Here is an 11,007-nt window from a genome sequence, read left to right on the forward strand (position 1 = left end):
CGTGCGGCGATCCGCCCGACCCGCGGTCAGGACCAGATGAGCACGGCGATGAGCCGGGGGAGAAGAGGACGACGAAGTGGCGCAGAAGACGGCTTCGAGTGCTGACCTGACGTGGTTGCTGGACGATCTGGTCGGCCGGGTCAAGCAGGCCGAGCACGCGGTCGCACTGTCCGCCGACGGTCTGCTGATGGCCTCGTCGCAAGGGCTCAGCCGCGACGACGGCGAGCACCTGGCGGCGATGGCGGCCGGCATCCAGAGCCTGGCCCGAGGCGCGGGAAAGCGGTTCGGCGGCGGGCAGGTGCAGCAGACGATCATCGAGATGCAGTCCTCGTTCCTGTTCGTCACAGCCGCCGGTCGCAACGCCTGTCTCGCGGTCCTGGCCAGCGAGGACGCGGATGTCGGACTGATCGCGTACGAGATGGCCATGCTGGTCACCCGGGTCGGCAAGTTCGTCGCGTCGCCGACACGATCAGCTGAGCAGACCAACGGGGAGAAGTAACCCATATGACGGTGCAGGGAGAGCCCGCCGACCACCAGTGGGTGGATGACCATGCCGGTCCGGTGGTCCGCCCGTACGCGGTCACCGGCGGCCGGGCTCGCCCGGTGACCGGCACGTTCGACCTGATCTCGCTGGTGAAGGCGACCCGGACGGACGTCTCGCCGGAGATCGGGTTGGGCCCGGAGCACCTGGCGATCGTCGGTCTGTGCCAGCGGATGCAGTCCGTCGCCGAGATCGCGGCCCACCTCGACCTGCCGGTCGGCACCGTGCGGGTGCTGCTCGGCGACCTGGTGGCGCGCAGCTTGGTTCAGATCCGGGAGCCGCACGGCACCGTCGGCGTTCCCGACAACAGCATCTTCGAGGCGGTTATCAATGGACTACGGGCACTCTGAGCGGCCGTCGGGCGCGGTCGCGTTGCCCACGGCGATCAAGATTCTGGTCGCGGGTGGATTCGGGGTGGGTAAGACCACACTTGTCGGCGCGGTCAGCGAGACGCGTCCGCTGCGGACCGAGGAGGTGCTGACCGAATCGGGGGTGGGCATCGACGACCTGTCCGGCGTCGAGGCCAAGCGCACGACGACCGTGGCGATGGACTTCGGTCGCATCACCATCAGCGAGGACCTGGTGCTGTACCTGTTCGGCACCCCCGGGCAGGACCGGTTCTGGTTCGTCTGGGACGAGTTGGCGCTGGGCGCGATCGGCGCGGTCGTACTGGCCGACACCCGCCGGCTCGCCGACTGCTTTCCCTCCATCGACTACTTCGAGGGGCGTGGCACGCCGTTCCTGGTGGCGGTGAACTGTTTCGAGGGGGCGCGGCACTACCGGCTCGACGAGGTGCAGGCCGCGTTGAACCTCGATCCCGAGGTCCCGGTGCTGCTCTGCGACGCCCGGCAGCGTGAGTCGGCCAAGGAGGTGCTCATCACGCTTGTGGAGCACGCGATGAAGCTGCGCGAGGCGCGTCGCAGCGCCGACTGAGCGGTGTGGACCTGCACCTGAACGACCGAAGGGGCTCCTTCCCGCCTGCGTGGGAGGGAGCCCCTTCGGACTATCGGACGTCAGCTGGCGATCATCCGCCGCAGCACGTACTGCAGGATGCCGCCGTGGCGGTAGTAGTCCGCCTCACCGGGGGTGTCGATCCGCACCACCGCGTCGAACTCCACGCCGGTGTCGGTGGTGACCTTCACCGTACGGGGGGTCGAGCCGTCGTTGAGCGCGGTCACCCCGGTGACGGTGAACGTCTCGGTGCCGGTCAGCCCGAGCGAGTCGGCGTTCTCGCCGGCCGGGAACTGCAACGGCAGCACGCCCATGCCGATGAGGTTGGAGCGGTGGATCCGCTCATACGACTCGGCGATGACCGCCTTCACGCCGAGCAGCATGGTGCCCTTGGCCGCCCAGTCCCGCGAGGAGCCGGAGCCGTACTCCTTGCCGGCCAGGATGACCAGCGGCACGTCGGCGGCCTGGTAGGCCATCGAGGCGTCGTAGATGGAGGTCTGCTCGCCGGTCAGGTGGTTGACGGTGTAGCCGCCCTCGACCCCGGGCACCAGCTGGTTACGCAGCCGGATGTTGGCGAAGGTGCCCCGGATCATCACCTCGTGGTTGCCCCGACGCGAGCCGTACGAGTTGAACTCGTGGCGCGGCACGCCGTGCGCGGCGAGGTACTCACCGGCCGGGGAGTCGGCCTTGATGGAGCCGGCCGGGGAGATGTGGTCGGTGGTCACCGAGTCGCCCAGCTTGGCCAGCACCCGGGCGCCGGCGATGTCGGTCACCGCCGCCGGCTGCTGCGCCATGCCCTCGAAGTACGGGGGCTTGCGCACGTAGGTGGAGTCACCGTCCCAGGCGAAGGTGTCGCCGGTCGGGGTGGGCAGCGACTGCCAGCGCTCGTCACCGGCGAAGACGTCGGCGTACGCGGCGCTGAACCCGGTGGCGCCGATCGCCGAGGCGATGACGTCCTGGATCTCGGCGGTGCTCGGCCAGATGTCGCGCAGGAAGACCGGGTTGCCCTCGCTGTCCTCGCCGATCGGCTCGTTGGCCAGGTCGATGTCCATCGTGCCGGCCAGCGCGTACGCCACCACCAGCGGCGGGGACGCCAGGTAGTTCATCTTGACGTCCGGGTTGATCCGGCCCTCGAAGTTCCGGTTGCCGGAGAGCACCGAGACGACCGCCAGGTCGGCCTCGTTCACCGCGGCGGAGATCTCCTCCGGCAGCGGGCCGGAGTTGCCGATGCAGGTGGTGCAGCCGTAGCCGACCAGGTGGAAGCCGAGCTTCTCCAGGTACGGGGTGAGGCCGGCCCGCTCGTAGTAGTCCATGACCACCTTGGAGCCCGGCGCCAGGGTGGTCTTCACCCACGGCTTGCGGTTGAGGCCCTTGTCCACCGCATTGCGGGCCAGCAGCGCCGCGCCGATCATGACCTGCGGGTTCGAGGTGTTGGTGCAGGAGGTGATGGCGGCGATCACCACCGCGCCGTGGTCCAGCTCGTAGGTGTTGCCGTCCTCACCGGTGACCCGGATCGGGTTGCTGGCCCGCCCGCCCGCGCCGACCGCAGCGGTCACCAGGTCACGCGGGGCGTCGGCCGGGTCGTTGACGCCGTTGGCGGGGGAGTCGCTGGCCGGGAAGGACTCGGCGCTGGCCTCGTCGGCCGGGCCGGCGGTGCCGAACGGCTTCTCCTGCTGCGGCACACCGGGTTCGCGGCCCGGGTCCCCACCGGTCTCGTCGGCGGCCACGTAGTCGGTCAGCGCGGCGCGGAACAGCGTCTTGGCGCTGCCCAGCGGCACCCGGTCCTGCGGGCGCTTCGGGCCGGCGAGGGAGGGCTCGATGGTGCTCAGGTCGAGCTCCAGGCGCTCGGAGTACTCCGGCTCGGCCGCCGGGTCGTGCCAGAGACCCTGCTCCTTGGCGTACGCCTCGACCAGCGCGACCTGCTGCGGGTCGCGGCCGGTCAGCTCCAGATAGCGGACGGTCTCGGCGTCGATCGGGAAGATCGCCACGGTGGAGCCGTACTCCGGGGACATGTTGCCGATGGTGGCCCGGTTGGCCAGCGGCACCGCGCTCACGCCCGGCCCGTAGAACTCGACGAACTTGCCGACCACCCCGTGCTTGCGCAGCATCTCGGTGATGGTGAGCACCAGGTCGGTGGCGGTGGTGCCGGCCGGCATCTCACCGGAGAGCTTGAAGCCCACCACCCGGGGGATCAGCATGCTGACCGGCTGGCCCAGCATCGCGGCCTCGGCCTCGATGCCGCCGACGCCCCAGCCCAGTACGCCCAGGCCGTTGACCATCGTGGTGTGCGAGTCGGTGCCGACCACGGTGTCCGGGTACGCCTGACCGTTGCGCTCCATGATCGTACGCGCCAGGTATTCGATGTTGACCTGGTGGACGATGCCGGTGCCGGGCGGGACCACCTTGAACTCGTTGAACGCGGTCTGGCCCCAGCGCAGGAACTGGTAGCGCTCCTTGTTGCGGGCGTACTCCAGCTCGACGTTGCGCTCGAAGGCGTCCTCGCGGCCGAAAAGGTCGGCGATGACCGAGTGGTCGATGACCAGCTCGGCGGGAGCGAGGGGGTTCACCTTGGTGGGGTCGCCGCCGAGGTCGCGAACGGCCTCACGCATGGTGGCGAGGTCGACCACGCACGGTACGCCGGTGAAGTCCTGCATCAGCACCCGCGCCGGGGTGAACTGGATCTCGACGTTCGGGTCGGCGTTCGGGTCCCACGCGCCCAGCTGGCGGATGTGCTCGGCGGTGATGTTCGCGCCGTCCTCGGTCCGCAGCAGGTTTTCCAGCAGGATCTTCAGGCTGTAGGGGAGCCGTTCCTGGCCCTCCACCTGGCTGATCTTGAAAATCTCGTAGCTCGCGTCTCCGACGCGTAGCTGGGTCTTCGCACCGAAGGTGTCGAGGCTCGCCACGTCGTACTCCTTCACACCAGCGACCGTGAGTAGTCCTGAGCAGTCTGTCGCACCGGCCGGGGCGCCGCCGTGGTTAGGGGACACTTACCGCCGATTCTCCCTGTCAACAAAACCGTACGTCCGTCTTGCTATGAGCGCAACCCGGTGTCATCGTGTGGACGGGAGGTGCTCATCATGATCCATCACGTCCAGCTCGCCTGCCCTCGCGGCTCCGAGGACCGGTCCCGGGCCTTCTACGTCGACCTGCTCGGCCTGACCGAACTGACCAAACCACCGGCCCTCGCCGCTCGCGGTGGTTGCTGGTTCAGCGGGTACGGCGCCGAACTGCACCTCGGCGTCGAGGACGACTTCCGCCCCGCCCGCAAAGCCCACCCCGCCCTGCTCCGAAGTGACCTGGACGCCCTCGCCGCCCGCCTCGCCACCGCCGGCCACCCCGTTACCTGGAGCGACGACCTTCCCGGCCTACGCCGGTTCCACACCACCGACCCCCACGGCAACCGCCTCGAATTCCTCACCCCCACCCACCCCACCCCCCTCGCCGAGTTGATCAAGAAGTTTGCGTCCCATCCCGCCCTCCCGACGACGCAAACCTCTTGATCGCCTGGCGGGGTGGGGTTGTGCCCGCCCTGCGCCGCCCGCCCTGCCTCGCCGCCCCGTGTCGTCCGCGGCGATCTTGCAGTTTTGGTCGGGGCGAAGGGTGCCTTTCGGGGCATTTCGGCGACCGAAAGTGCAAGATCGCGGAGAGCTTGGCGGGGTGGGGTGGGGTGGGGACGGTGGGGGTGGGGACGGGGAAGGGCCGGCCCCTGGTGGGGGCCGGCCCTTTGGGTGTGTGGGTGGTGTCAGCTGGTGGCGGTGTAACCGCGGGTGGCGATCCAGTCGGCGAGGTTGTCGGTGGTGAGCCAGTACTCGGCGGTGGCGGGGTTGGCGGAGTCGGCGATCTTGACCTGCTTGCCGGCGTCGCGGTAGCCGGTGACGCTGATGTAGTGCCCGCCTTCGAAGCTGTGGGTGGTGCCGGTGGTGTCGGTGGTGGTGCCGGCGATGTTGGCGACCACGGCACGGCCGTCATCGACAGTGCGCTTGACGTCCTCGCGCAGCTTGTCGGTCTGCTTGTCGTCGGCCTTGGTACCGGGGATCTCCACCGAGCGGTAGACGTCCTTACCGGTTTCCTTGTTCAGCACCGGGGTGATGTCGTTGATGGAGTCGGTGCCGTTCTCGGTGGTGCCCATGCGCTTGGCCATGTCGTGCTGGTCGATGTTCTTGCCCTGCACGGACAGGGCGTTGCGGGTGGCGGCGGGGCCGCAGTAGTAGAAGGTGTCCTGGGCTTCGTAGCGCACGTCGAGCTGTCGTTCGGTCTTGTGGTCGCGAGCAGCGGCGACGCCGGGGGTGGTCTGGGCGGCGATGGCGGGGGCGGCGATGCCACCGGCGGTGGCGGCGGCAGCGGCGATGGTCAGAGCGGTCTTACGCAGCATGGTGGTACGCATGATGGTGTTCCGCCTTTCGATCGGGGGTGCACGCGGCCAGCGATGGGGGTCGCGGGTGCCGCGCGAAAGGGGGGAGATGGTGCGAAGTGGATCGGGCCGGCTCAGGCACCGGCCGGGGGCCGTTCGCGATGTCCGGGAGATGTGTAACGCCGGGTGGGGGGCGGCCATTCCGGCCCGGTCCCGGGGGCGTCGCCGAGGGGGCGTCGCGGTTACCCCCTGTACAACGCCCGGGCTGGGGGCATCATTCCGCCGCCACGGTGACCCGACGCACGCCCATCCGGGCACGAACCGGTCAGCCGTCACGATCGTCGGACTCACGCCAAGCCAGGGTGGGGTGTCGGGGCGGCGGGGGAAGTCGCGGTGGGGCGTTTTCGGACACCGGGAGCGGGAAAGCCGGGCCGGCAGGTAGCCGACACGATCGGGGGAGGGCCCGTGGTGCAGCAGGGCCGATCCGTGGCAATCCGTCAGCATCCGGCACCGGTGGCCGGGGCGCCGTTGTGGTGTGATGCGCGGGAGTACGGACTACAGGGCGACGGGACGACGAACGACCAGCCCGCGCTGGCGGCGCTGGTGGACCGCCTCGGCGAGGGGTACGCGGCCGACGGGCGGGCCCGGGTCATCTACTGCCCGCCCGGAATCTACTCGATCCGGGACGCGGGCACCGTGTGGCGCAGTGGGGTGTCCCTGATCGGCGCGGGTTCGGGCGCGACCCGGTTCCTGCTGAGCAACGAGGGTAACCGCGCCGAACCGACACCGTTGGCGTACTGGACGACCGTCCAGCACGGTGCGGACCGCGACCGGCACATCGCCGACTGCACCTTCGCCGACTTCGAGATCGACGGCTCCGGCGTGGCCATGACCCAGTACGACTATCTGGCGAAGGGACTGGGGCTTCAGTACGTGGTGCGAGGTGTGTTCCGCAATCTGTACATCCATCACACCGGGGCCACCGGGCTGGGTTGCGACTTCCTCCAGGACTGCCTGATCGACGGGGTGGTCGCGGTGGGCTGCGGCCGGCTGGACAACGGCGAGCAGATGGGCGGCGCGGGGATCGGCGTCGGCATCGGCGGTTGGGGTGACGTGGAACGCTGCACCATCTCCAACTGCACCACCCTCGGCAACGGCACCAACGGCATCTTCCTGGAGTTGCAGAAGCCGTACTGGACGCCGCCGCGGGGGTATCGCATCATCGCCTGCCACAGCCAGGCCAACCGGTTCGGCATCTCCGACTGGGGTGCGGACGGGCTGATCGTGTCGGCGTGCACCATGACCGGCAACCTGGAGGCCGGCTTCGACGTGTCCGCCAACGGCACCGCCGGCATCGCCGGACGGGGCGGCATCCTCACCAGTTGCGTCATCGACCGCAACGTCGGCGACGGGATCAGTGTGGGCAACACCCCCGGGCCGTACACCATCGAGGGCAACCGGATCAGCGGCAACGGGCGTCACGGCTATCACCAGCACGACCTCGGCAATGGCTTCGAAGGCCCGGCCATGGACATCGTCATCGACGGCAACCAGTTCTGGGACAACGGCCTGGACGGAATCCGGATCGACCGACCGACGATCGACACGGTGGTGGTGGACAACCGGATCCGTAACAACGGGCGGCAGTGCGCCCTGGCCGCCACGGGCTCGGGCGAGTCGGTGCACTACGCACGCCGTGCCATGACGGACCGCTCCGCGCACTGGCCGGTCGACGGCCACCGGGGCAAGGTGCTGCGAGTCGGCACCCGTTACGCGGTGGTGGTCGCCAACACCGACACCGACCTGTCCCTGGCCGACCTGCGTCCCGATGCCGAGAACGCGTGGAACGAGGACGTGCCGCCGCCCGGCGCCGCCTACGAACTGCCCAGCTCGGTGCCGGTCCGCGCCGGCATCACCATCAACAGCGAACTGCGCTCGGCGACGGTGCGCGGAAACCGGATCTGGGACAACCGGGAGAACCCGACGCAGGGCTACGGCATGTGGATCACACCGCAGGGCAGCTGCGTGTCCTGCCGGGTCGAGGACAACGACCTGGCGGGCAACGCCGAGGGAGCGCTGCGGCTGGAGAACCTCCCCGAGGGCGGTCGCTGGGAACGCAACCACGTCGAGGTGGACTGAGCCTCCGGTCGGGCGGTGGTCAGTCCTGCTCGCCGGCCGGAAAGAAGGAGTTGGCCTCCGCGTGCCGGTTGCGCAGGCGATCCCGGATCTCCTCCGGGGAGTACGCGCGTCGCCGTCGCTCGGCTCGCGCGATGACCACACCGGACGCCGCCACACCGGCCAGGCCAGCGAGACCGAGAACCTTCCACCACCGCACTCGTCGCCGCATCCGCCTAGGGTAGACCCTCATGAGTATCAGCCTGGACGAGGCGGTCGAACTGACCCGTACCGGCGATGTGTGGGTGTTCCGGGGACGCAGCGTGCCCGACCGGGCCATCCAGTGGACCACCAACAGCCCGGTCAACCACGTCGGCATGGCGGTCGTGCTTGACGACATGCCGCCGCTGATGTGGCACGCGGAGCTCGGCCGGTCGCTGCCGGACATGTGGACCGGCACCCACCAGCGCGGCGTGCAACTGCACGACCTGCGCGACGCGGTCTGTGTCTGGGCCAACCGGTACGGGCAGCGCGCCTGGCTGCGCCAGCTGGAGCCACCGGCCGACCCGGAGATGGAACGGGCGGTGTTGCGGACCATCGCCCGGCTGGACGGCACCCCCTTCCCGTCCACCGCCCAGTTGGCGTGGCGGTGGCTGCGCGGGCGGGTGCCCACGCCGCAGTTGCCCACGCCGCGCCTGCCCAGGCGGGCCGCCCGGCAGCGTCCCGCACCCTCCGGTGAGTCGACCCTGGAGACCGCGTACTGCGCGGAGGTCGTCGCGGTCACCTACGAGGCGATGGGGTTGCTGCCCGCCGGCCGGCGTCCGAACTGGTACGACCCGGGTCGTTTCTGGAGCGGCGACGACCTCGGTCTGCAGGCCGGTGCCCGGCTCGGCAGCGAGATCGAGGTACGGATGCCGGCCCGCTGAGGTTTGCTCGGCCGGCTGACCGGCAACTTCCTGCGGTGTGACTGCCTCCACCGATCTCGATGCCCTGACCGACTTCTTCGACCGGTACGGTGTGGCCCTGACCTCTGGCGATCTGCCGGCGATCGCCGGCTGCTACACCCTGCCGGGGCTGGTGGTCGCCGACACCTACAGCTTCTCGTTCACCTCGACCGCGGCGGTGGCACTGTCCTTCGTGGGGGCCGCGCCGGATTACACCGAGCGGGAGCTGGTCGCCGCGCATGCCGACATCGAACAGATTCAGCCCATCTCGGCTCTGCTCACCCTGGTGGCGGTCCGCTGGGAGTTCCTGGACAGCCAGGGGCGGCAGGTGCCGGGCGAGCGGTACCGCTACCTGCTGCGGACGACCGATGACGGGCCGGTGATCTGCACCGTCATGCGGACCGGCTGAGGCCGCCGGCAAGGGCATGACCAGGTCGGTACGCCGAGCGTCTGGTCCCGCCGCCCCGGTGGTTTCGTCCCCGCTTTCCACGTGGCTAGGCTGTCGCATCGGTGACCGTGAGGGGGCCTGGATGGCAGTGCGTCCGGTGGGCGACGACAGCGGCGAACCGACCGGCCGGCGGATCGTACCCAACGTGATCGCCTCGGCCCCGTGGGTGGCGACCCTGGTCGGTGTCGCGGTGCTTGCCCTGCTGCTGGTGGTGGCGATGCTGTCGTTCCGCGAGCCGGAGCAGCCGACGGCCTGGTCTCCCGGCCCGCCGCTGGTCCTGCCGGAGCCGGAGTCCACACCCACCACCACGCCTTCCCGTGGCTCCGGTCCGACCGCTACGCCGACGACAGCACCGACCCGCTCGGCACCCACCCGCAGCGCCACGTCGAGCCCGTCCGTTCCGTCGTCGCCGAACGCCTCGTCGGCACGGGCGGCCGACGAGCCGTCCGCATCGGCCACCCCGACTGTGAAACCGTCGACGTTCCTCGACCTCGGCGGGGTGGAAGCCACGTACCGGGTGATGAGCAGCGACCCGGGTTCCTTCCAGGCGGAGCTGGTGATCAGCAATGACACCGCCGGGGCTGTGGGTTGGGTGGTGGACCTGCGCTTCACCAGCGAGGTCACCGGCGTCCGCGCTTCCAGCGGCCCGGGCGTCTCGGTGGGCATCAAGGGCGTCGGCTGGTACGTGCTCAGTGGTACCGGTCAGCTTGCCGCCGAGGCACAGCAGACGGTACGGCTACGGGTCAGCCGTACCGGGGGTGGTGAATACCCGGCACAATGCACGGTCAACGGCTCGGTGTGCGCGCTGTCCTGACCGTCCTGTCGGGTCGCTGAGAAGGCGGTCGGGTACTTTCCGAGATCACTAATGATCGTTACCCTTGCCGGGCTGCCCGCTGAGGAGAGACATGTCCGGTATGCGTCGCGCTCCGCGTCCGATGCCGCCCCGTGGTGCCGCCGCCGTGGCGTCCTCCCCCTGGATCCTGGTGTCGATCGGGCTGGGCGCGATGGTGGTTCTGCTCGTCATCGCGGTGGGCGCGTACCGGGGGCCCGGTCCGGACTTCGACCCGGCCCCGCCGTTGGGTGCCGTGCCGGTGCCGGAGCGTGCGACATCGGCCGGACGGGGGGCGTCGGCGCTGCCGTCGCAGGTGGTGCCCGGGCTCACCCCGCGCCGCACCAACCCACCCCGACCAGCCGGTACGACGCTGGACTCACCCAGGCCGTCGGCCTCGGCCGTACGGTCGTCGCAGCCGTCGCGTCCGGCGACGCCGACCGGTAGCGCGCCGACCAGTAGCGCGCCGACCCGCGCTCCCGCCGCACCGTCCCCGTTCGAGGCGCGCTACCGGGTGACCGACTCCTTCTCCGGCGGCTTCATCGCCGAGGTGTGGATCCGCAACACCTCTCGCCGTGACCGCGACTGGGTGGCCCGGATCGAGTACCCGGGTGGACGGGTGGTCACGGCCTGGTTGGAGGGGGTGCCACAGGGGACGTTCCGGGGTGCCGGCGGCACGCTCACCTATCGCAGTGGCCCGGATCTACCGGCGGGATCGGCCGTGGCCCTGCGCTTTCACATCGAGTTCGCCTCGCCGCGCCCGGCGAGTTGCACGGTCTCCGGGCGGGCCTGCACCGGCCTCTGAGGACGCATCGGCTCCGCATCCGC

General features: G+C 70.0%; 12 protein-coding genes. 9 read left to right on the forward strand and 3 right to left on the reverse strand.

Features of this window, described 5'->3' with window-relative positions:
- The first annotated feature begins 76 nt into the window (after positions 1-76).
- Genes Vgi01_RS14025 through Vgi01_RS14035 form a run of 3 tightly spaced genes read left to right on the forward strand, consistent with a single transcriptional unit; the run spans position 77 to position 1,474 of the window.
- A complete protein-coding gene (locus Vgi01_RS14025; RefSeq protein ID WP_013734909.1) occupies positions 77-499 on the forward strand; it encodes a roadblock/LC7 domain-containing protein in 423 nt (140 codons plus the stop codon).
- 5 nt (positions 500-504) lie between these two features.
- Positions 505-891 carry a DUF742 domain-containing protein gene (locus Vgi01_RS14030; protein WP_102658493.1) on the forward strand — a complete coding sequence of 129 codons (387 nt, stop codon included), beginning with the start codon at positions 505-507 and terminating at the stop codon, positions 889-891.
- Positions 872-1,474: a GTP-binding protein gene (locus tag Vgi01_RS14035; protein WP_102658492.1), complete on the forward strand. Its 603-nt coding sequence runs from the start codon at positions 872-874 to the stop codon at positions 1,472-1,474. The genes Vgi01_RS14030 and Vgi01_RS14035 overlap by 20 nt, the downstream gene beginning before the upstream one ends.
- An 80-nt stretch (positions 1,475-1,554) precedes the next feature.
- Here Vgi01_RS14035 and Vgi01_RS14040 read toward each other — a convergent pair whose 3' ends face one another.
- Complete coding sequence (locus Vgi01_RS14040) at positions 1,555-4,410, reverse strand: aconitate hydratase (RefSeq protein WP_102658491.1); 2,856 nt, start codon at positions 4,408-4,410, stop codon at positions 1,555-1,557.
- Positions 4,411-4,569: 159 nt separating this feature from the next.
- Here Vgi01_RS14040 and Vgi01_RS14045 point away from each other — a divergent pair, with 159 nt between their 5' ends.
- Entirely contained in the window at positions 4,570-4,992 is a 423-nt protein-coding gene (locus Vgi01_RS14045) for a VOC family protein (protein ID WP_239088959.1), read from the forward strand.
- A 242-nt stretch (positions 4,993-5,234) separates the two neighbouring features.
- Here the strand turns inward: Vgi01_RS14045 and Vgi01_RS14050 are convergent, their stop codons facing one another.
- Positions 5,235-5,876, reverse strand: coding sequence for a C39 family peptidase (locus Vgi01_RS14050; protein WP_204291294.1), 642 nt, complete (start codon positions 5,874-5,876; stop codon positions 5,235-5,237).
- Positions 5,877-6,308: 432 nt separating this feature from the next.
- Between Vgi01_RS14050 and Vgi01_RS14055 the strand changes: the two genes are divergently transcribed.
- Positions 6,309-7,982, forward strand: coding sequence for a right-handed parallel beta-helix repeat-containing protein (locus tag Vgi01_RS14055; RefSeq protein WP_102657596.1), 1,674 nt, complete (start codon positions 6,309-6,311; stop codon positions 7,980-7,982).
- A gap of 19 nt (positions 7,983-8,001) precedes the next feature.
- Here Vgi01_RS14055 and Vgi01_RS14060 read toward each other — a convergent pair whose 3' ends face one another.
- Positions 8,002-8,190, reverse strand: a complete 189-nt coding sequence (locus tag Vgi01_RS14060; protein WP_199180164.1) for a hypothetical protein — start codon at positions 8,188-8,190, stop codon at positions 8,002-8,004.
- A gap of 19 nt (positions 8,191-8,209) precedes the next feature.
- On the opposite strand from Vgi01_RS14060, the gene Vgi01_RS14065 reads away from it, so the two are divergent.
- The 4 genes from Vgi01_RS14065 (at position 8,210) to Vgi01_RS14080 (ending at position 10,984) form a co-directional block, all read left to right on the forward strand.
- Positions 8,210-8,884, forward strand: a complete 675-nt coding sequence (locus tag Vgi01_RS14065) for a hypothetical protein (protein WP_102657598.1) — start codon at positions 8,210-8,212, stop codon at positions 8,882-8,884.
- A gap of 37 nt (positions 8,885-8,921) precedes the next feature.
- A complete protein-coding gene (locus Vgi01_RS14070) occupies positions 8,922-9,311 on the forward strand; it encodes a DUF6841 family protein (protein ID WP_102657599.1) in 390 nt (129 codons plus the stop codon).
- A gap of 121 nt (positions 9,312-9,432) precedes the next feature.
- On the forward strand, positions 9,433-10,164 hold the full coding sequence (locus Vgi01_RS14075) for a cellulose binding domain-containing protein (RefSeq protein ID WP_204291295.1): 732 nt from the start codon (positions 9,433-9,435) through the stop codon (positions 10,162-10,164).
- Between the two features lie 91 nt (positions 10,165-10,255).
- Positions 10,256-10,984, forward strand: a complete 729-nt coding sequence (locus Vgi01_RS14080) for a cellulose binding domain-containing protein (RefSeq protein WP_204291296.1) — start codon at positions 10,256-10,258, stop codon at positions 10,982-10,984.
- Positions 10,985-11,007 lie beyond the last annotated feature (23 nt).

This window comes from Micromonospora gifhornensis (genome assembly GCF_016863515.1).
Lineage (GTDB): Bacteria > Actinomycetota > Actinomycetes > Mycobacteriales > Micromonosporaceae > Micromonospora > Micromonospora gifhornensis.

Bases quoted from the DNA above. Each gene is read 5' to 3' on its own strand.
- Vgi01_RS14080 (WP_204291296.1), top strand. From the start codon at position 10,256: ATGTCCGGTATGCGTCGCGCTCCGCGTCCGATGCCGCCCCGTGGTGCC.
- Vgi01_RS14030 (WP_102658493.1), top strand. From the start codon at position 505: ATGACGGTGCAGGGAGAGCCCGCCGACCACCAGTGGGTGGATGACCAT.
- Vgi01_RS14065 (WP_102657598.1), top strand. From the start codon at position 8,210: ATGAGTATCAGCCTGGACGAGGCGGTCGAACTGACCCGTACCGGCGAT.
- Vgi01_RS14035 (WP_102658492.1), top strand. From the start codon at position 872: ATGGACTACGGGCACTCTGAGCGGCCGTCGGGCGCGGTCGCGTTGCCC.
- Vgi01_RS14060 (WP_199180164.1), bottom strand. From the start codon at position 8,190: ATGCGGCGACGAGTGCGGTGGTGGAAGGTTCTCGGTCTCGCTGGCCTG.
- Vgi01_RS14050 (WP_204291294.1), bottom strand. From the start codon at position 5,876: ATGCGTACCACCATGCTGCGTAAGACCGCTCTGACCATCGCCGCTGCC.
- Vgi01_RS14045 (WP_239088959.1), top strand. From the start codon at position 4,570: ATGATCCATCACGTCCAGCTCGCCTGCCCTCGCGGCTCCGAGGACCGG.
- Vgi01_RS14075 (WP_204291295.1), top strand. From the start codon at position 9,433: ATGGCAGTGCGTCCGGTGGGCGACGACAGCGGCGAACCGACCGGCCGG.